Origin of the sequence: Microvirga tunisiensis, from assembly GCF_009296175.1 — a bacterium.
GTDB lineage: Bacteria > Pseudomonadota > Alphaproteobacteria > Rhizobiales > Beijerinckiaceae > Microvirga > Microvirga tunisiensis.
In genome coordinates, this window is record NZ_VOSK01000032.1 from 16,515 (window position 1) to 34,853 (window position 18,339).

The window sequence follows — 18,339 nt, forward strand, 5'->3', positions numbered from 1 at the left end:
CCGCAGAAATATTCTCCACTGCTCCGGTAGGGGATGCGCCATCCATCAGCGGAGGAAACATGGTTCATCTGAAACACAACAAATACAACGAACTCCATCGTAAAGATTGCGAAACCTCTCCCAGTGTCGATTCCATGATGCGGGAGGTGCTGCACATGCTCGGCAACATCGACTTTGAACATGAAGTCGAACTGGACAAGGTCGAGAGGAACCTGACCGACCAGGAGCTGAAGAGTTCCATCAGGAAGAAGATCGAGACCGCCCATCGCGAGAGGCGAGAGCCCTATGTGGAGCTGTTGGCCCAGCTCCGGCTGCGCCAGCTTCGCCTGTCGCTGCGCCACTGAATCCCGATCACGTCGGGGCCGATCGACGGCGGTAGTGGTAGCGGTACATCTCGCGTGTGAAGCCCATACTCTCGTAGAGGGCTCGCGCCGGGGCGTTCTCGGCAACGACCGACAGGCACGCACCTGTGGCCCCGCGAAGCTCCTGCGCCCAGGAGAGGACGGCGGCGACGGCCTTTCGCGCCTGTCCCTGCCGCCTGAAGTCCGGGTGAGTGACGACGGAGTTCACGCAGACGATCCCGTCGTGGACAGCGCCATAAGCAAGGGCAGCCGGGCTCCCGTCATCCAGAGGCGCCGCCGCAAATACGGCAGGAACCGCCAGGTTTTCGAGGATCCTCCGATGGGTGCGCCGCGCGTGATCATTCTGGCCATGGAGCTGGGCGAGACTTGCGAGCCAAAGCTCGCCGGGGAGGACCTCCTCCAGGACGGCACCGGGCACCGATTGTGGCGGTGTTTCTGCAAAATCCATGAGCAGAACGCAGCTTTCGTCCTCGGCGGGGTTGTATCCCCGCTCGTCGAGCAGGCGATCGAGGGCAGGATCCGCGCTGGACGAAATGCAGAAGATCGTCGGGAGGCCCTGAGCGGCGTAAACGGCCTCGCAATAGCGGATCTTCCGATCCAGCGGCAGCATCCCGGGGAAAAGCAGGTTCACCGAGTTCGTGCGCCGGGTATATCCGTCGGCGAGCCGGATCAGCCAACCGTCGAAGAAGACGTCCCGCAGGGCAGGCCAGCCGTTCAGGGAGGCTTCCTCGACACGTCCGGCAAGATGATGCGTGGCGTTCATTTCGTATCGCGGCCGCTCACCCCTGCCCGGCACTGTTCAGGCTGCGCGCCAGCTCCTCGATCCGCTCGGCCGCCATCTGGACGCCCTCGGCGAGCCGGGCTTCGATCCGTTCGAGGCGTTCGTCCCTGGAGGCGTTGACGCTGTTGAGCATCGCCACTTCCGATTCCAGCGCGGCGATCCGCCTTTTCGTCTCATGCAGTTCGTCCGCCTGGGCGATGGCCGCCATCACGTGGAGGCGCAGGTCGCCGATCTCGCCGAAGGAAGTGCGCATCTGCTCGATCCGGGTGTCATAGGCGGCGGCCAGACCTTCGAGATGCCCCTCCTCGCCTTCGGCGCAGGCCATGCGGTATGTTTTTCCGGCAATCGTCACGCTCACCTGGGGCATCGCCTATCCCTCCTCCGGCTCGAGCTGGCCGGCCTGAGCGAGAACGGTCTGGACGGCGCCGATGGCCTGGCGGACCCGCCGGCCGACATCATCGGCCGCCGCCTCGAAGCGGTGAAGCCGGGTCAGTGCGCCGTCGAGCTCCACGGCGAGGCGAGCCCGGTCGTCCTGCATGAGCTGGAGCTCGGTTTCCAGGCCGCCGCGCCGCTTCTCGGCCTCCAGACGACGGGAGACGGATGCCTCGAGAAGCCCCAAGGCCATGTCCAGCCGCTTCATTGCTTCCTCGAGTGTGGGCGCCATCATGCCTCCTGAATCGCGGATGACACTAGCGCATCGTGCGGAAAAGTGGACCCGGTTTTCCGCATCGACGATACGCTTTTAAGGGAGTGGACGTCGGAATTCGCAGGCGTCGCGGCCGGCGGTCCTAAGGGGATTACGCCCTTCCAGTCTTTGACTCGCCCCGCCTGCGTGTTAAGGAGCCCACGCCTTTTCCGGACAGACCGCCCCGTTGCGGGGCCCTCAAGACTTGTGGATCTCGCCGTGCAAGATACCGTCTCCGCCGATCGCGTCACCCATTCCGATCTGGCGAACGCCGTGCGCGTCCTCGCCATGGACGCCGTCGAACAAGCCAAGTCCGGCCATCCGGGCCTGCCCATGGGCGCCGCCGACGTGGCGACCGTGCTGTTCACCAAGTTCCTGAAATACGACGCCACGGACCCGACCTGGCCCGACCGCGACCGCTTCATTCTCTCGGCCGGTCACGGCTCGATGCTGCTCTACTCGCTCCTGCACCTGACGGGCGTGAAGGGTGTGACCATCGACGAGCTCAAGAACTTCCGCAAGCTCGATTCCAAGACCCCGGGCCATCCTGAGAACTTCATGACCCCCGGCGTCGAGACCACCACGGGCCCGCTCGGCCAGGGCATCGCCACCGCCGTGGGCTTCGCCCTCGCCGAGCGCATGCTGAACGCCGAATACGGCGACGATCTCGTCGACCACCACACCTATGTGCTCGCCTCCGACGGCGACCTGATGGAGGGCATCAGCCATGAGGCGATCGCGCTCGCCGGCCATCTGAAGCTCAACCGCATGATCGTCCTCTGGGATGACAACGGCATCTCTATCGACGGCCCCCTGACGCTCTCCGACTCCGTCGACCAGGTGAAGCGCTTCCAGGCCTGCGGCTGGAATGCGGTGCGTATCGACGGCCATGACCCGAAGGCGATCCAGCGCGCCATTGCCCGCGCCCAGAAGTCGGACAAGCCGACCCTGATCGCCTGCAAGACCACCATCGGCTACGGCGCCCCGAAGAAGGCCGGCACCTCCAAGGCTCATGGCGAGCCGCTCGGTGCCGAGGAACTCGCCGGCGCCAAGACTGCGCTCGGCTGGAGCCACACGCCCTTCGAGATCCCTGACAATATCCGCGATGCCTGGGCGAAAGCCGGCAAGAAGGGCCGCCGCCTGCGCAAGGCCTGGGCGGACCGTCTCAAGGCTCTTCCCGCCGACAAGCGCGCGGAATTCGAGCGCCGTGCGACGGGCGTGCGTCCGCAAGGGTTGGCCGATGCCATCGCCAAGCTGAAGGACAGGCTGGTGGCCGAGCCGCAGAACGTCGCCACCCGCAAGGCGAGCGAGATCGCGCTCGAGGTCATTACCGAGGCCGTGCCGGAACTGGTGCTGGGCTCGGCGGACCTGACCCCTTCCAACAATACCAAGACCAAGAACCTCAACGCCATCTCGCCCGGCAACTACGCCGGCCGCTACATCCATTACGGCATTCGTGAGCATGGCATGGCTGCGGCCATGAACGGCATCGCGCTCCATGGCGGCTACGTGCCGGCGGGCGCGACCTTCCTGGTCTTCACCGATTATGCCCGTCCCGCCATGCGCATCGCGGCGCTCGCCGGCATTCCGGCGATCTACGTGATGACTCACGACTCGATCGGCCTCGGCGAGGACGGCCCGACCCACCAGCCGGTGGAACATCTGGCGGCTCTTCGCTCCATGCCGAAGATGCGTGTGTTCCGCCCGGCGGACGCCATCGAGACGGCGGAAGCTTGGCAGCTCGCCCTTGAGCGTACGGATGGACCGAGCACCCTGGCACTCACCCGCCAGAACCTGCCGCAGGTCCGCCGGGATGGCGGCATCGCCAACCTCTCGGCCACGGGCGCCTACGAGCTCTCGCCCGCCAACGGCAAGGCCCGCGCGACCATCTTCGCCTCGGGCTCCGAGGTCGAGATCGCGCTCGCGGCTCAGAAGCTTCTCGATGAACAAAGCTTCGCCGTACGCGTTGTGTCGGTGCCCTCGCTCGACCTTTTCCTGGCCCAGCCCGAGAAAGTCCGCGCCCGCATCATCGGCGATGCGCCGATCAAGGTTGCGGTCGAGGCGGCCGTGCGCTTCGGCTGGGATTCGGTCATCGGCCCTGACGGAATTTTCGTCGGCATGCATGGGTTTGGCGCCAGTGCGCCCTACAAGGACCTTTACAAGCACTTCGGCATCACCCCCGAGGCCGTGGCGGAAAAGGTTCTCCGGACACATAATCTCTGAGGCTCGAGAAGACCTTAGGCCTCGTTACACAAGGGAGGTACGACTATGACGGTGAAGGTCGCGATCAACGGGTTCGGTCGCATCGGACGCAACATCCTCCGCGGCATCGTGGAGAGTGGCCGCAAGGACATCGAGGTGGTTGCCATCAACGATCTCGGTCCAGTCGAGACGAACGCTCACCTGCTCCGCTTCGACTCCGTCCATGGCCGCTTCCCGGCCGACGTCGCGGTCGACGGCGAGTTCCTCGTCATCAACGGCCAGAAGATCAGGGTCACGGCCATCAAGGATCCGGCGACCCTGCCGCATCGGGAACTCGGCGTCGATATCGCGATGGAATGCACCGGCATCTTCACCTCGAGGGAGAAGGCCTCGGCGCATCTGACCGCCGGCGCCAAGCGCGTCATCGTCTCGGCTCCCGCGGATGGCGCCGATCTCACGGTCGTCTACGGCGTCAACCACGACAAGCTGACGAAGGATCACGTCGTCATCTCGAATGCCTCCTGCACCACGAACTGCCTCGCCCCCGTGGCGAAGGTGCTTCATGATGCGGTCGGCATCGAGAAGGGCTTCATGACGACGATCCACTCGTACACCAACGACCAGCCGACCCTCGATCAGATGCACAAGGACCTCTACCGCGCCCGCGCGGCGGCCCTGAACATGATCCCGACCTCGACCGGCGCCGCCAAGGCGGTGGGCCTCGTCCTGCCCGACCTCAACGGCAAGCTCGACGGCTCGTCGATCCGCGTGCCGACCCCGAACGTCTCCGTGGTCGACTTCAAGTTCGTCGCCAAGAAGAACACCACGAAGGAAGAGATCAACGACGCGATCAAGGCTGCTGCCGATGGCCCGCTGAAGGGCATCCTCGGCTACACGAACCAGCCGAACGTCTCGTCCGACTTCAACCACGATCCGCATTCCTCCGTGTTCCACCTGGATCAGACCAAGGTGATGGAGGGCAACTTCGTGCGTGTGCTGTCCTGGTACGACAACGAGTGGGGCTTCTCGAACCGCATGGCGGACACCGCCGTCGCCATGGCGAAGCTCATCTAAGGGAGGCCGCTTCATGACCGCCTTCCGCACGCTCGACCAGGCAGAGGTCAAGGGAAAACGCGTTCTCGTCCGGGTGGACCTCAACGTCCCGATGGAGAACGGCAGGGTGACGGACGCGACGCGCATCGAGCGCGTGCTTCCCACCATCCAGGAAATCGCCGACAAGGGCGGAAAGGTGATCCTTCTCGCCCATTTCGGACGCCCGAAGGGACGCGATCCCAAGGAATCCCTGAAGCCTGTCGCGGAAGCGGTTTCGAAGCATCTCGACAAGCCCGTGGCCTTCGTCGATGACTGCATCGGCGAAGCCGCCGCCCAGACCGTCCGCTCTCTCAAGGACGGCGATGTGCTTCTTCTCGAAAACACCCGCTTCCACGCGGGTGAGGAGAAGAACGATCCGGCCTTCGTTCAGGAGTTGGCGAAGCTCGGCGATCTCTATGTCAACGACGCCTTCTCGGCGGCGCACCGGGCCCATGCCTCGACCGAAGGCCTCGCCCGTGTGCTGCCCGCTTATGCCGGCCGCGCCATGCAGGCGGAGCTCGATGCCTTGACCAAGGGCCTCGAGGCACCCAAGCGCCCACTCGTCGCCATCGTCGGCGGCGCGAAGGTTTCGACCAAGATCGACCTGCTCGAAAACCTCGTGACCAGGGTCGATGCCCTCGTCATCGGCGGCGGCATGGCCAACACCTTCGTCCACGCCACGGGTCTCGGCATCGGCAAGTCGCTGGCTGAGAAGGATCTGGCGGCGACAGCCATGCGCATCATCGACAAGGCCCGGGAAGCCAACTGCGCCATCATCCTGCCCGTCGACGGCGTCTGCGCCTACGAGTTCAAGGCCGGCGCGCACAACCACACCTACGGCATCGATGCGATCCCCGAGGATCAGATGATCCTGGACGTGGGCTCTCAATCGGTCGAGCGCATTTCGGCTGCGATCAATGACGCCGCGACGCTGGTGTGGAACGGTCCCCTCGGCGCCTTCGAGATCACACCCTTCGATCAGGGCACTGTGGCGGCAGCACGCCATGCGGCCCAGCGCACCAAGGAAGGCAAGCTCGTCTCCGTCGCCGGCGGCGGCGATACGGTGGCGGCCCTCAACCACGCTGGCGTTGCGGACGACTTTACCTATGTATCGACTGCAGGCGGCGCCTTCCTCGAATGGCTCGAGGGCAAGTCGCTGCCCGGCGTGGAAGCGCTGAGAGCTTGAAGGACCGTTCTCCGGCGAGGGGGTTAACCCCTCCTCGTAGGGGAAACGCGCTCCCAAGTTCGCTTAAGCTACGGTTCAGTTTCGGCGCGCTTAAAAGAACGCGCCCAATAAGGAGGACGAAATGGCTCGCATCACCATGAGGCAGCTTCTGGATCACGCAGCCGAGCAAGGCTATGGCGTGCCTGCCTTCAACATCAACAACATGGAGCAGGCGCTCGCGATCATGGCAGCGGCCGGCGAGGTCGATGCGCCGGTGATCATCCAGGCGAGCCGCGGTGCGCGCTCCTATGCCAACGACGTCATGCTCAAGCACATGATGGACGCGGTCACCGAGATCTATCCGCATATTCCGGTCTGCGTGCATCTCGATCACGGCAACGAGCCCGCCACCTGCATGACGGCGATCCAGGCCGGCTTCACCTCGGTGATGATGGACGGATCGCTCAAGGCCGACGGCAAGACCCCGGGCGATTGGGACTACAATGTCGGCGTCACCAGGAAGGTGGTTGAGATGGCCCATCTCGGCGGCATCTCGGTGGAAGGCGAGCTCGGCGTGCTCGGCTCGCTGGAGAGCGGCGAAGGCGAGGCCGAGGACGGCCACGGCGCCGAGGGCAAGCTCTCGCACGACCAGCTGCTGACGAACCCCGACGAGGCCGTGAAGTTCGTGGCCGAGACCAAGGTCGATGCACTCGCCATCGCCATGGGCACTTCGCACGGCGCCTACAAGTTCACCCGCAAGCCCGACGGCGCGATCCTCGCCATGCACGTGATCGAGGAGATCCACAAGAAGCTCCCGAACACCCACCTGGTGATGCACGGCTCCTCCTCGGTGCCGCAGGACCTGCAGGACATCATCAACCAGTACGGCGGCCAGATGAAGCCGACCTGGGGTGTGCCGGTGGAAGAGATCCAGCGCGGCATCAAGCACGGCGTGCGCAAGATCAACATCGACACCGACAACCGCATGGCGATGACCGGCCAGATCCGCAAGGTGCTGACCGAGAACCCGGGCGAGTTCGACCCGCGCAAGTATCTGAAGCCCGCCATGGAGGCGATGACGAAGCTCTGCAAGCAGCGCCTGCAGGAATTCAACACCGCCGGCCAGGCCTCCAAGATCAAGCGCGTGTTCACGCCGGCCGAGATGGCCAAGCGCTACGCCTCCGGCGAGCTCGACCCGACCTTCGGCGCGAGCCGTCAGGCGGCTGAGTAAAGGTGGTTCCGACCCTCGATAAACCCGCCACGTCATCACCGGCCCTGTGCCGGTGATCTCGTTTCGAGAGGCGCCGCGTTTTTCCTGATCGGGATGGCCGGGGACTGATCCCCGGATCAAGTCCGGGGACGGCCATGACGAAAGCGGGGGCGCCATTCATCGATCAGGCTTTCGCCTCAATCATGATCGACAAGCGGGGCCTCGCAAGATGGCCCCGTTTTCGTTATGGGAACTCTGTCTTTCCTTTTTCGTGACCCGTGATCCATGGCCGATACCGCTGCCCGCCTCTACCTCATCACCCCCGTCCTGGAGGATGCTTCCTTCGCACCCCGCCTCGCCGAGGCCTGCGGAACCGGCACTATCGCGGCCGTCCTGCTACGGCTCGCCTTCGCCGACGAGCGCGGCCTCACCAATCAGGTGAAGGCTCTGGCTCCCTTGGCGCAGGAGCATGGGGCAGCCGTGCTCGTCTCGGTCGAGGGCAAGGCGGATCTCGCGAATGTCGCCACCCGGGGCGGAGCCGACGGCGTCCATGTTCCGGGCGATCCGGCCCGCGTGCGCGACCTGCGCGACCGTCTGAAATCCGAGCGCGCCATCGGGGTCGGCGCGATCCGCACCAAGGACGACGCCATGATGTTGGGGGAAGCCGGAGCCGATTACCTGCTGTTCGGCGAACCCCGTCCCGACGGATCTCTTCCCTCCCTGGAGAGCGTGGTGGAGCGGGCCTCCTGGTGGGCCGAGATCTTCGAGACACCCTGCGTCGCCTATGCCCCGAGCCTCGACACGGTCGAGGCCCTGGCGGCCACGAACGCGGAGTTCGTCGCCCTGGGCAATGCGGTCTGGTCCCATCCGGACGGTCCCGCTGCCGCGTTGAAGGCAGCAGCGGAGATCCTGGAGCGGCAGGAGGCATCGCGCTGATGCGATTGTCCTGGATCATCGGCGGCGCTCTTCTGGCGGCGTCCGCAACGTCGAGCCATGCGGCGGGACCCGATCTCGCCTATGGCGCCTATCAGCGCGGCCTCTATCAGACGGCCTTCCGCGAGGCGAACCTGCGGCTGGAAAAGAACACCAACGATGCCGCCGCCATGACCCTCCTGGGCGAGCTCTACAATCAGGGCCTGGGCGTCGCCATGGACCCCAAGAAGGCCTCGGAATGGTACCGGCTGGCAGCAGGGCGCGGCGACGCCAATGCGCTCGCCTCCCTCGGCCTCATGGCCCTCGACGGACGCGGCATGGTCAAGAACGCCGCGCAGGGCCGGGCTTGGCTGGAACAGGCGGCCGCGAAGGGCAACCCGCTGGCCTCTCACAACCTTGCCCTGCTCCTGCTGACCAGCGGCAACGACGCGGACCTGCAGAAGGCCGTCGAGCTGTTGAAGAAGGCGGCCGCGGCGGAGATCCCGGACGCGCAGCATGCCCTCGGCGTGCTCTACCTCAAGGGCCGGGGCGTTACCCGGGATGCATCCGAAGCCGCGCGCCTTTTCGAGCGTGCGGCCCGCAACGGCAGTTCGGTCGGTGAGGTGGAATACGCGATCCTGCTCTTCAACGGAGATGGGGTTCCGGCCAGCGAGTCCCAGGCCGCGCGCTATTTCCGCCGCGCCGCCGCCAAGGGCAACGCCATCGCCCAGAACCGCCTGGCCCGCCTTCTCGTCGCCGGACGCGGCGTGCCCGCCAACAAGGTCGATGCGGCGGCCTGGCATATTCTGGCCGCCGCTCAGGGCCTCGCGGACCCCTGGCTCGACGACGCGCTCAAGGACATGAGCGCCGAGGATCGCAAGCGCGCCGAGAAACTGGCGGCGGAGCGCCTCGGCATGCGCTGAGCGCATGAAAACCGGAGAGCCGCGGGATCATTCGCGCGGCTGCTCGGTTGACCACCGCTTGACGCAAACCGTCCCGTGGTCCATCGACCACACTTCTCTTTGAAAATTGCTCTTTGCCAGGACCTGCCCCATGATCCGTTCGCCCCTCATGACCGTCATGACCGATGCCGTGATGAAGGCCTCGCGCTCGCTCAAGCGCGATTTCGGCGAGGTCGAGAACCTGCAGGTCTCTCGAAAGGGCCCGGGCGATTTCGTCTCGGCCGCCGACCGCAAGGCGGAGAAGATCCTGCGCGAGGCGCTCGAAAAGGCGCGTCCCGGATACGGCTTCATCATGGAGGAGGAAGGCGTTGTCGTAGGCACCGACCCGAGCCATCGCTGGCATATCGACCCGCTCGACGGCACCACGAACTTCCTGCACGGCCTGCCGCAATTCGCGATCTCCGTCGGCCTGGAGCGTGACGGCCAGATCGTCGCCGGCGTGATCTACGATCCGGCCAAGGACGAGCTCTTCATCGCCGAGCGCGGCAAGGGCGCCTATCTCAACAACCGCCGCATCCGCGTGGCGGCCCGAACCGAGGTGCCGGACGCCGTTGTGGCCTGCGGCCTGCCCCATATCGGCAAGGGCGATCACGGCCTCTTCCTGCGCGAATGCGCCTCCGTGATGGGCAACGTGGGCGGCATGCGCCGCTGGGGCGCTGCCTCCCTCGACCTCGCCTATGTGGCCTGCGGACGCTTCGACGCTTATTGGGAGCGAGGCCTGAACTCCTGGGATATCGCCGCCGGCATCCTGATGATCCGCGAAGCAGGCGGCTTCGTTTCCGACGCGGACGGCGGCAGCGATCCGCTCGCCAAGGGCTCGATCGCCTGCGGGAACGAGGTCATGCACCGCGAGCTGCTCAAGCTCCTGAAAAAAGCCAAGGGGTGAGATTTCTGTTCGTGCAGGTTGAAGACGGCCATGGTCGCGCTTGATCCTTCGGACAGGCGCGGTCACATTGGTTCAGGCCCGAAGCACGAATGCACAGGATAACAATGGCGGACCAACCCCTTACCCCACCGCGGATTTATTTGATCCGCATGGCGGTCTTCCTGGTTCTGGCAGGGTTTGTCGCCTTCATCCTCTATCGGCAGATCTGGGAAGCCTTCCAGGCCAATCCCGGTCTCAACGCCCTGATTCTGGGCGTGATGTTCATCGGCATCGTGCTCGCGATCCGGCAGGTCTGGCGGCTCTTTCCCGAGGTGCGCTGGGTCAGCACCCTGCGGCAGACCGAAGAAGGGCTTATCGCCCCCTCCCCGCCGGTCCTGCTGGCGCCTCTGGCGGCTCTCCTCGGCAATCGACCAGGCCAGTCCGGCTTTTCCGTCGCGGCGACACGGTCTGTCCTGGACTCCATCGGCGCGCGCCTCGACGAAAGCCGCGAGATCGTCCGCTATCTCGCCGGCCTCCTGGTCTTCCTGGGCCTGCTCGGCACCTTCTGGGGCCTCATCGATACCGTGGGCTCGGTCGGGCGCATCATCTCCTCGCTCCGCACCGGCCAGGATTCCGCCGTTCTCTTCGACGAGTTGAAGAACTCGCTTGCCGGACCACTGCAGGGCATGGGTCTGTCCTTCTCCGCCTCCCTTTTCGGTCTGGCGGGTTCCCTCGTTCTCGGCTTCCTCGACCTTCAGGCCGGCCAGGCCCAGAGCCGCTTCTACACGGAGCTGGAGGACTGGCTGGCCATCTCCACCATGGACACGCCCGCCGATACGACCCTGCGCACCGGCGCCACCCAGCATGACCTGACGGTGGCGCTCAACCGGCTGACCGCCGCCGTCAATGACGGTGCAGGCGGCCGGGCCGCGACCCAGGCCATGGCCAACCTGGCCGAGGGCGTCCAGGGCCTCGTCCAGCATATGCGGGCGGAGCAGCAGATGATCCGCGACTGGGTCGAGGCCCAGGCCGCCCGCGAAAAGGAGCTGAAACAGGTCCTCGATCGCATTGCCCATGAAAGGCTGCCCTGATGCCGGTCTCGAGCGCGGGCGGACGGCGGCGCGGACGCGGGGGCCAGATCAATTACTGGCCGGGCTTCGTGGACGCCCTATCGACGCTGCTGCTCGCCATCATCTTCCTGATTTCAGTCTTCACCGTCGGCCAGTTCTTCCTGTCCCGCGAACTCTCGGGCCGCGACACCGTGCTCGACCGTCTGAACCGCCAAATCTCCGAACTGACCGATCTTCTCTCGCTCGAGCGCTCGAACCGGCGCAATACCGAGGATACCGTGGCCTCTTTGCAAACGACACTGCGGGCCAACGAGGCCGAGCGGGCGCGCCTGCAGGGACTCCTGGACAGCGGGGGCGCGGCGCAGGTCCAGGCGCAGGAGCTGGGCACGCAACTCGAAACCGAGCGTCAGGCTACCGGGCGGGCTCTCAGCCAGGTCGAGATCCTCAACCAGCAGATCGCCGCCATGCGCCGCCAGCTCGCGGCCTTGGAGGAAGCGCTTTCCGCCTCCGAAAACCGGGACAAGGAAAGCCAGGCCCGCGTCGCCGATCTCGGCAGCCGCCTCAACGTGGCGTTGGCCCAAAGGGTGCAGGAGCTCGCCCGCTACCGGTCCGATTTCTTCGGGCGCCTGAGGCAGATCCTCGGCAACCGCCCCGACATGCGCATCGTGGGCGACCGTTTCGTGTTCCAGTCCGAAGTGCTCTTCCCGGCAGGCCAGGCCTTCCTGCGTCCGGAAGCCTCCGGCGAGATCGATCGCATCGCCTCTGCCCTGGTCGAGCTGGAGCGCCAGGTCCCGCCGGACATCCCCTGGGTGATTCGCGTCGACGGCCACACCGACCAGCGCCCCATCAACACGCCGCAATTCCCGTCGAACTGGGCCCTGTCCTCCGCCCGCGCCATCGCCGTCGTGCAAGCCCTGATCGCCCGCGGCGTCCAGCCCCAGCATCTCGTCGCTGCCGGCTTCGGCGAGTTCCAGCCGCTCGACAACGGCACCACGGAAGAAGCCTTTGCCCGCAACCGACGCATCGAGCTGAAGCTGACGGAGCGTTAAATTTGAGAGGCTGAGTTCACGCGAACCGATCCGTTGCGGCGACGATGCTCTCCGTCATGCCGGGATCGCGCGCATCGTGCCCGGCCTCGCCGACGACAATCAGCTCGCTGCCCGGCCAATGCCGCTGAAGATTCCAGGGAGTGGCGAGAGGCCCGCCAAGATCCAGGCGGCCATGAATCAGGATGCCGGGGATGCCGGCAAGGTGGTGCGCATCCCGCACCAGAGCGCCATCCTCAAGCCAGGCCTGGTGGCGCCAGTAATGGGTCACCAGGCGCGCGAAGCCCAGCCGGAAGGCCGGGTCCTCGTATCGGGGATGGGGCTTGTGTCCGGGATGAACCGCGACGATGGCCGTTTCCCACTCGCACCAGTCCCGCGCCGCCTTCTCGTGAACGACGGGATCGGGATGCATGAGGAGGCGATGATAGGCCTCGACGAAGCTTCCGTCCCGATCCGCCTCCGGGATGGCCGCCCGAAACCGGCTCCATGCCTCGGGGAAGAACGTTCCGACACCGCGGGTGATCCACTCGATTTCCGAGGCCGTGTTGGTGGCGATGCTGAACAGCACCATTTCGCTGACCCGCTCGGGATACTGTTCGGCATAAGTCAGTGCCAAGGTCGAGCCCCACGATCCGCCCAGCACCAGCCATTGCCCGATCCCGAGATGCCGCCGCAGACGCTCCATATCGGCGATGAGATGGGCGGTCGTGTTGGTGGAGAGGTCGACGTCCGGAGAGCTGGCATGTGGTACGCTCCGTCCTCTACCGCGCTGATCGAACAGCACGATGCGGTAAGCGCTCGGATCGAAATAGCGCCGCGCATTCGCGGTGCAGCCGGAACCGGGACCGCCATGGAGAACGAGGGCGGGCTTTCCGGCCGGGTTCCCGCAGGTCTCCCAATAGACGCGATGCCCGTCTCCCACATCGAGCATGCCGGAATCGTAGGGCTCAATAGGAGGGTAAAGATCGGGCATGGGCCCTGTTTATCACGCCCGGACTGTCGCGCCAGATCCGACCAGACGATACGCTACAGGAGTTCGGCCTACTCCTTCCCCAAAGCCTGCGCGACATCGTGGACCTGATCGCCGACGCGGCGGATGGCGTCCACCACGTGCTGGCGCGGCACGTTCCACCGGTCGGACCAGTACTGGAGATCCCATGGCTCAAGGACGTTGATGCGGGTCGAGTCCTGGGGATGTCTCCTGCTGACGCCCATGGCTGAGCTCCCGGCCAGTCCCAAAAGCTGTCTTCGATCCGACGCCACTCTTCAAATCAGATGGGACCGGCGCGGGGGAAGTCAGCCCGCCGACCTGCATCTTTTTAAGGCACCGTCCTACTCCGCCGCCGCGATGCGTTCGTGCGCGCTCGTGAACTGGAGCCGGGCGAGGCGGGCATAGAGGCCGCCCTGGGCAAGCAGGGTTTCGTGCGTGCCCTCCTCCACGATCACGCCCTTGTCCATGACCAGGATGCGGTCGGCGGAGCGCACGGTGGCGAGGCGGTGGGCGATGACGAGGGTGGTGCGGCCTTCCATCAGCCGGTCGAGGGCCGTCTGGACCTTGCGCTCGCTCTCGGCATCGAGGGCCGAGGTGGCCTCGTCGAGGAGCAGGATCGGGGCATCCTTCAGGATGGCGCGGGCAATAGCCAGACGCTGGCGCTGGCCGCCCGACAGGGTCACGCCGCGCTCGCCGATCATCGTCCGATAGCCCTCCGGCAGGGCCTGGATGAAGCCGTCGGCGGAGGCGAGTTCGGCGGCACGGCGCACCTCCTCCTCCGTGGCCTCCGGACGCCCGTAGCGGATGTTGTCGAGAACGCTCGCGGCAAAGATCGTCGGCTCCTGCGGCACGAGGGCCATGCGGGCGCGCAAGGCGAAAGGATCGGCTTCTTGGATCGCCACCCCGTCGACCCGGATCATTCCATCCTGAGGATCGTAGAAGCGCAGCAGCAGCTGCAGGATCGTGCTCTTGCCGGCCCCCGAGGGACCGACGATGGCGACCCGCTCGCCGGATCTCACCGCAAAGTTCAGGCCGTGGACCGCACGCTGGTCGGCCCGGGTCGGATAGGAGAAATGCACGTCCTCGAAGGCCACCGTGCCGAGCGGCGGCTCCGGCAGGGGCCGGGGATCGCGCGGCCGCTCGATGGCAGGCTTGGTGGCGAGGATTTCGCCTAAGCGCTCCGCAGCGCCGGCGGCCTGGGCGAGTTCGCCATAGACCTCCGAGAGCTGGCCTAAAGAGCTTGCGGCAAAGACCGCGTAGAGCACGAACTGCGACAGGCGCCCGCCGGTCATCTCTCCCGCCAGGACGTCCTGCGCGCCGTACCAAAGCACCCCGACCACGCTCGCCGAGACCAGGAAGATGCCAGCGCCGGTCAGGAAGGCCCGCATGGTGGTGGAGAGCCTTGCCGCGTCGAAAGCTTCCTCGGCAGCCGCAGCGAAACGGGAGGCGGTGAGGCTTTCCATGCCGAAGGCCTGCATGGTCCGCACCGCGCCGATGGCCTCCGCCGCATAGGCCGAGGCATCGGCCAGGCGATCCTGTGCCGCACGCGAGCGCCGCCGCACGGCACGGCCGGAAAAGACCAGGGGCAAGACGATGACCGGGATGGCGAGAAGCACGAGCGCCGAGAGCTTCGGGCTCGTGATGATCATGAGCACGGTCGCGCCCAGGAAGAGGAAGAGATTGCGCAGCGCAATCGAGATGCTGACCCCGAAGGCCGCCTTGACCTGGGTGGTGTCGGCCGTGAGTCGCGAGACGATCTCGCCGCTCTTGGTCTGGTCGAAGAAGGCCGGATCGAGGGATGTCAGGTGCCGAAACACGGCGGACCGCAGATCCGCCACCACCCGCTCGCCGAGCGTGATGACGCAATAGTAGCGTAGCGCACTGGCCAGGGCCAACACGCCCACCACCACGATCAGGAGGACGAAATACGCATTGATGTAGGCGCGGCCCTGCTCCGAAAAGCCGAAATCGATGACCCGACGTACGGCGATGGGCACGACGAGCGTAGCCGCAGAGGCCATGGCCAAGGCGACCAGCGCCGCCGCAATCCGTCCCCTGTAAGCCAGGCCGTAGGGAATGAGCGGCTTCAGAGCGCTGAGCGCAGCCTTGGGGCGATTCTGCCCTTGGAAATGGTCGGCCATGACACCTTCGTTTTTCCGGAATCGCGACATCGGGCGGTTTAGCACCTTTGCCCCGGCTTGTTTCAAGGTCTTAAGTGAGGTATAGGCGCGCATTCATCAATTCAGGCTCGATCTTACGTTGCGGGCTGACCAGATCCGGCTGGCCGCAAGAAGGACTATGGCAATGGCGCGCAAAGAAACCGATCATCCCGACTACCACTTCATCAAAGTGGTCATGACCAACGGCACCGAGTACACCACCCGCTCGACCTACGGCAAAGAGGGCGACACCCTCAACCTCGACATCGACCCGAACACCCACCCGGCCTGGACCGGCGGTTCGCAGCAGCTGCTCGACCGCGGCGGCCGTGTGTCGCGCTTCAACTCGAGGTTCGGCGGCCTGGGCCTCGGCGGCAAGAAGTAATCCGGCGCCCTGCTCGGATTGTTTCAGACCGGAATGCAAAAAGCCCCGCTTCGGCGGGGCTTTTTTGTTGCTCAATTCTCCACCGCCGATTTGGTCCTCAACTGACACATCCCCAAGCCGTCATCCTGAGGAGGTCAGAGGCGGATGCCCCAGCCTCTCAGAAGCAGGGGGTGCCAAGGGATGGCCCTTACTCCGTCGCCCCGAAGGCCCGCTGCAGCATGCCGAGCTGGGTAGCGACCGGGTTGGGAGCCGAGAGCCGGGGGGCCGATCCCCCCTCCGAGATGAGGCGCTCGAGATGGAGGATCCGGGCGTGGAGTCTTGTTGCGAGGCCTATCAGCTCCCGCAGGCGGACGGGCAGCGCCTCGTATTCGGCCATGGTCGTGGCTGTGTCGTGCGCGTTCAGGCGGACGCGGTTCTTCTCGGTCTGGGCCTGATCGGACGAGATCTCCCCTTCCGCCACGGCCCGCTGCAGCAGCAGCCAGGAGGCGACCTGCATCAGGCGGGTGGTGAGCCGCATGCTCTCGCTGGCATAGACAAGGCTTGCCTGGCGCGGCAGGTTGCGGGATTCCTCACGGCCCGGCCCGTCGAGATAGGCGGCCGTTTCCTCGATGAGCTCCATGCCCTCCTGGAAGAGGGACTTGAAGGCCTCGGAACCCACGAAGCTCTGCCCGAATCGGACAGGATCGACGTCGAGCTGGATCACGTCGGGTTCGTTCACGCACATCTCCCAAAAGCCTATCCGTCGCCTCGAAGGGCGGAGGTTCTGCAATTCATGGGCTGATTATAGGACGGACTGGCCGGGCTTGCCTCGGTAACCTCTTCTTAAGGTTAAGCCGGGGAATCGTGCGGAACCGAAGGTCCGCGTCAGCGAAAAGTCGCACCGGTTCTCCGCCTTCACCGATGCGCCAGCTCAGAAGATGACGACCGGATCGCCTCCGAAAGTGGAATGAATTTTTGGGCCGATGCTCTGAAAGCCCATAAAAATAGAGCCGCTCAAGGCGGCTCTTCAAGTCTAACAGGGAAGCGTCGAACAGAGTGGGCTATGAAGCCACTCGGCATCCAGGGAGAGACCCGGATGCCTTCACTCCTATCCGGGAATGGTTAATGCACCGTTAAGGACGTTTCTTCGTTACAGCCGCCTCAACCCTGGCCGAGCTTGAAGAAGGCGCTCGCGGCGGCGCGGGAATTTTCCTTTCGGGCCCTCGCCTCCTTGATGCGCGCGATCTCCTGCTCGAGCATCTCGACGCGCTCGTCGAGCTCGTCGATGGAGAGCATCGAGAGATCCTGGCCGATCTCGTGCCCGCTCATGATCTGGCGCGGTTCATCGGCGAAGGGATCGAGGGCCATGGCATTCTCCTCTTCAACGGTTGGTCATCAACGTAGTCCGGCATGTATTCCTTGCCAACGGGGCCTATATCCCGTGAGCTTGTTGACCAAAGGAGGGAAAAATGCGGCAGACCCCGGACATGATGCGCGCCGTCATCGCCGAAGGGAGCGGCGGGCCGGAGGTTCTCAAGGTGGTCCAGCGCCCGGTTCCCAAGCCCAGGGAGAGCGAGATCCTGGTCAAGGTGAAGGCGGCAGGCGTGAACCGCCCGGACGTGATCCAGCGGCAGGGCGGCTATCCCCCTCCTCCCGGAGCGCCGGATATCCTCGGGCTCGAGATCGCAGGCGAGGTGGCGGCCACCGGCCCCAACGCCGCTCGCTTTGCCGTCGGCACCCCGGTCATGGCCCTGGTGCCCGGCGGAGGCTATGCGGATTACGCCGTCGTCCATGAGAGCAACGCCCTTCCCATTCCCGCCAGCCTGTCCTTCGAGGAAGCAGGCGCCGTCCCGGAAACCTATTTCACCGTCTGGACCAACGTGTTCGATCGGGGACGCCTGCAACCGGGCGAGACGCTCCTCGTGCATGGCGGGACCTCAGGCATCGGCACCACAGCGATTCAGCTCGCGAAGGCCTTCGGCGCCACGGTCATCGCGACCGCGGGATCGCAGGAAAAATGCGACGCCTGCCTGCGGCTCGGCGCCGATGTCGCGGTCAATTACCGGGATCGGGACTTCGTGACGGCCACCAAGGAGGCGACAGGCGGCCGGGGCGCGGACGTGATCCTCGACATGGTCGGCGGCGACTACATCCCCCGCAATTACGAGGCTGCGGCGCAGGATGGCCGGATCGTGCAGATTGCCTTCCTCCAGAGCCCTAAAGCCGAGGTCGACTTCCGCCGCCTGATGGTCAAGCGGCTCACCCATACGGGTTCGACCCTGCGCCCTCGCTCGCCGGCAGAAAAGGCCGGCATTGCACAGGCGCTCGAGGACAAGGTCTGGCCGCTTTTGGCGCAGGGCCGGTGCAGGCCGGTGATGGACTCAACCTTTGCCATTGAGGATGTGGCCAGGGCCCATGCCCGCATGGACGGAGGCGAGCATATCGGCAAGATCGTGTTGCGGCTTTAAAATTT

General features: G+C 65.3%; 20 protein-coding genes. 12 read left to right on the forward strand and 8 right to left on the reverse strand.

What is annotated here, in order from left to right:
• Nucleotides 1-59 precede the first annotated feature (59 nt).
• Nucleotides 60-344, forward strand: coding sequence for a hypothetical protein (locus tag FS320_RS11385; protein ID WP_152711568.1), 285 nt, complete (start codon nt 60-62; stop codon nt 342-344).
• 7 nt (nt 345-351) lie between these two features.
• Here FS320_RS11385 and FS320_RS11390 read toward each other — a convergent pair whose 3' ends face one another.
• The 3 genes from FS320_RS11390 to FS320_RS11400 are packed head-to-tail and all read right to left on the reverse strand — an operon-like array spanning nt 352 to nt 1,810.
• Entirely contained in the window at nt 352-1,125 is a 774-nt protein-coding gene (locus tag FS320_RS11390; protein ID WP_152711569.1) for a GNAT family N-acetyltransferase, read from the reverse strand.
• A gap of 16 nt (nt 1,126-1,141) precedes the next feature.
• Entirely contained in the window at nt 1,142-1,510 is a 369-nt protein-coding gene (locus FS320_RS11395; protein WP_152711570.1) for a cell division protein ZapA, read from the reverse strand.
• 3 nt (nt 1,511-1,513) lie between these two features.
• Nucleotides 1,514-1,810 (reverse strand): DUF4164 domain-containing protein, encoded by a 297-nt coding sequence (locus FS320_RS11400; protein ID WP_404289599.1) that lies wholly within the window; start codon nt 1,808-1,810, stop codon nt 1,514-1,516.
• 306 nt (nt 1,811-2,116) lie between these two features.
• Between FS320_RS11400 and tkt the strand changes: the two genes are divergently transcribed.
• The 9 genes from tkt (at nt 2,117) to FS320_RS11445 (ending at nt 12,355) form a co-directional block, all read left to right on the forward strand.
• Nucleotides 2,117-4,051: a transketolase gene (tkt, locus tag FS320_RS11405; protein WP_244627094.1), complete on the forward strand. Its 1,935-nt coding sequence runs from the start codon at nt 2,117-2,119 to the stop codon at nt 4,049-4,051.
• Between the two features lie 45 nt (nt 4,052-4,096).
• Nucleotides 4,097-5,104: a type I glyceraldehyde-3-phosphate dehydrogenase gene (gene gap / locus FS320_RS11410; RefSeq protein ID WP_152711571.1), complete on the forward strand. Its 1,008-nt coding sequence runs from the start codon at nt 4,097-4,099 to the stop codon at nt 5,102-5,104.
• A gap of 13 nt (nt 5,105-5,117) precedes the next feature.
• On the forward strand, nt 5,118-6,308 hold the full coding sequence (locus tag FS320_RS11415) for a phosphoglycerate kinase (protein ID WP_152711572.1): 1,191 nt from the start codon (nt 5,118-5,120) through the stop codon (nt 6,306-6,308).
• Between the two features lie 121 nt (nt 6,309-6,429).
• Nucleotides 6,430-7,518, forward strand: coding sequence for a class II fructose-bisphosphate aldolase (fba, locus tag FS320_RS11420; protein WP_152711573.1), 1,089 nt, complete (start codon nt 6,430-6,432; stop codon nt 7,516-7,518).
• A gap of 264 nt (nt 7,519-7,782) precedes the next feature.
• Nucleotides 7,783-8,433: a thiamine phosphate synthase gene (locus tag FS320_RS11425; protein WP_152711574.1), complete on the forward strand. Its 651-nt coding sequence runs from the start codon at nt 7,783-7,785 to the stop codon at nt 8,431-8,433.
• A complete protein-coding gene (locus FS320_RS11430) occupies nt 8,433-9,332 on the forward strand; it encodes a tetratricopeptide repeat protein (RefSeq protein WP_152711575.1) in 900 nt (299 codons plus the stop codon). The genes FS320_RS11425 and FS320_RS11430 overlap by 1 nt, the downstream gene beginning before the upstream one ends.
• A 130-nt stretch (nt 9,333-9,462) precedes the next feature.
• Entirely contained in the window at nt 9,463-10,257 is a 795-nt protein-coding gene (locus FS320_RS11435; RefSeq protein ID WP_152711576.1) for an inositol monophosphatase family protein, read from the forward strand.
• Between the two features lie 104 nt (nt 10,258-10,361).
• Nucleotides 10,362-11,327 (forward strand): flagellar motor protein MotA, encoded by a 966-nt coding sequence (locus FS320_RS11440; RefSeq protein ID WP_152711577.1) that lies wholly within the window; start codon nt 10,362-10,364, stop codon nt 11,325-11,327.
• Nucleotides 11,327-12,355 carry a peptidoglycan -binding protein gene (locus FS320_RS11445; RefSeq protein ID WP_152711578.1) on the forward strand — a complete coding sequence of 343 codons (1,029 nt, stop codon included), beginning with the start codon at nt 11,327-11,329 and terminating at the stop codon, nt 12,353-12,355. The genes FS320_RS11440 and FS320_RS11445 overlap by 1 nt, the downstream gene beginning before the upstream one ends.
• A gap of 16 nt (nt 12,356-12,371) precedes the next feature.
• On the opposite strand, the gene pip is transcribed toward FS320_RS11445, so the two are convergent.
• The 3 genes from pip to FS320_RS11460 all read right to left on the reverse strand — a co-directional run bounded on the left by pip (nt 12,372) and on the right by FS320_RS11460 (nt 15,484).
• Nucleotides 12,372-13,325, reverse strand: a complete 954-nt coding sequence (gene pip / locus FS320_RS11450; protein ID WP_152711579.1) for a prolyl aminopeptidase — start codon at nt 13,323-13,325, stop codon at nt 12,372-12,374.
• A 68-nt stretch (nt 13,326-13,393) separates the two neighbouring features.
• Entirely contained in the window at nt 13,394-13,567 is a 174-nt protein-coding gene (locus tag FS320_RS11455) for a DUF3606 domain-containing protein (RefSeq protein ID WP_152711580.1), read from the reverse strand.
• Nucleotides 13,568-13,684: 117 nt separating this feature from the next.
• Nucleotides 13,685-15,484 carry an ABC transporter transmembrane domain-containing protein gene (locus FS320_RS11460; RefSeq protein WP_152711581.1) on the reverse strand — a complete coding sequence of 600 codons (1,800 nt, stop codon included), beginning with the start codon at nt 15,482-15,484 and terminating at the stop codon, nt 13,685-13,687.
• Nucleotides 15,485-15,647: 163 nt separating this feature from the next.
• Here FS320_RS11460 and rpmE point away from each other — a divergent pair, with 163 nt between their 5' ends.
• Entirely contained in the window at nt 15,648-15,887 is a 240-nt protein-coding gene (rpmE, locus tag FS320_RS11465; RefSeq protein WP_192926275.1) for a 50S ribosomal protein L31, read from the forward strand.
• Nucleotides 15,888-16,074: 187 nt separating this feature from the next.
• On the opposite strand, the gene rcdA is transcribed toward rpmE, so the two are convergent.
• Both rcdA and FS320_RS11475 read right to left on the reverse strand, forming a co-directional pair.
• A complete protein-coding gene (gene rcdA, locus FS320_RS11470) occupies nt 16,075-16,605 on the reverse strand; it encodes a protease adaptor protein RcdA (RefSeq protein WP_162002971.1) in 531 nt (176 codons plus the stop codon).
• Between the two features lie 422 nt (nt 16,606-17,027).
• Entirely contained in the window at nt 17,028-17,234 is a 207-nt protein-coding gene (locus tag FS320_RS11475; protein WP_152711584.1) for a DUF1192 domain-containing protein, read from the reverse strand.
• Nucleotides 17,235-17,335: 101 nt separating this feature from the next.
• On the opposite strand from FS320_RS11475, the gene FS320_RS11480 reads away from it, so the two are divergent.
• The gene (locus tag FS320_RS11480; protein WP_152711585.1) at nt 17,336-18,334 is read left to right on the forward strand and encodes an NAD(P)H-quinone oxidoreductase; all 999 of its coding nucleotides are present in this window, start codon (nt 17,336-17,338) and stop codon (nt 18,332-18,334) included.
• Nucleotides 18,335-18,339 lie beyond the last annotated feature (5 nt).

What these genes read in the sequence shown, in the direction of transcription:
- FS320_RS11385 (WP_152711568.1), top strand. Translation starts at nt 60, where the DNA reads ATGGTTCATCTGAAACACAACAAATACAACGAACTCCATCGTAAAGAT.
- FS320_RS11390 (WP_152711569.1), bottom strand. Translation starts at nt 1,125, where the DNA reads ATGAACGCCACGCATCATCTTGCCGGACGTGTCGAGGAAGCCTCCCTG.
- FS320_RS11395 (WP_152711570.1), bottom strand. Translation starts at nt 1,510, where the DNA reads ATGCCCCAGGTGAGCGTGACGATTGCCGGAAAAACATACCGCATGGCC.
- FS320_RS11400 (WP_404289599.1), bottom strand. Translation starts at nt 1,810, where the DNA reads ATGATGGCGCCCACACTCGAGGAAGCAATGAAGCGGCTGGACATGGCC.
- tkt (WP_244627094.1), top strand. Translation starts at nt 2,117, where the DNA reads ATGGACGCCGTCGAACAAGCCAAGTCCGGCCATCCGGGCCTGCCCATG.
- gap (WP_152711571.1), top strand. Translation starts at nt 4,097, where the DNA reads ATGACGGTGAAGGTCGCGATCAACGGGTTCGGTCGCATCGGACGCAAC.
- FS320_RS11415 (WP_152711572.1), top strand. Translation starts at nt 5,118, where the DNA reads ATGACCGCCTTCCGCACGCTCGACCAGGCAGAGGTCAAGGGAAAACGC.
- fba (WP_152711573.1), top strand. Translation starts at nt 6,430, where the DNA reads ATGGCTCGCATCACCATGAGGCAGCTTCTGGATCACGCAGCCGAGCAA.
- FS320_RS11425 (WP_152711574.1), top strand. Translation starts at nt 7,783, where the DNA reads ATGGCCGATACCGCTGCCCGCCTCTACCTCATCACCCCCGTCCTGGAG.
- FS320_RS11430 (WP_152711575.1), top strand. Translation starts at nt 8,433, where the DNA reads ATGCGATTGTCCTGGATCATCGGCGGCGCTCTTCTGGCGGCGTCCGCA.
- FS320_RS11435 (WP_152711576.1), top strand. Translation starts at nt 9,463, where the DNA reads ATGATCCGTTCGCCCCTCATGACCGTCATGACCGATGCCGTGATGAAG.
- FS320_RS11440 (WP_152711577.1), top strand. Translation starts at nt 10,362, where the DNA reads ATGGCGGACCAACCCCTTACCCCACCGCGGATTTATTTGATCCGCATG.
- FS320_RS11445 (WP_152711578.1), top strand. Translation starts at nt 11,327, where the DNA reads ATGCCGGTCTCGAGCGCGGGCGGACGGCGGCGCGGACGCGGGGGCCAG.
- pip (WP_152711579.1), bottom strand. Translation starts at nt 13,325, where the DNA reads ATGCCCGATCTTTACCCTCCTATTGAGCCCTACGATTCCGGCATGCTC.
- FS320_RS11455 (WP_152711580.1), bottom strand. Translation starts at nt 13,567, where the DNA reads ATGGGCGTCAGCAGGAGACATCCCCAGGACTCGACCCGCATCAACGTC.
- FS320_RS11460 (WP_152711581.1), bottom strand. Translation starts at nt 15,484, where the DNA reads ATGGCCGACCATTTCCAAGGGCAGAATCGCCCCAAGGCTGCGCTCAGC.
- rpmE (WP_192926275.1), top strand. Translation starts at nt 15,648, where the DNA reads ATGGCGCGCAAAGAAACCGATCATCCCGACTACCACTTCATCAAAGTG.
- FS320_RS11475 (WP_152711584.1), bottom strand. Translation starts at nt 17,234, where the DNA reads ATGGCCCTCGATCCCTTCGCCGATGAACCGCGCCAGATCATGAGCGGG.
- FS320_RS11480 (WP_152711585.1), top strand. Translation starts at nt 17,336, where the DNA reads ATGCGGCAGACCCCGGACATGATGCGCGCCGTCATCGCCGAAGGGAGC.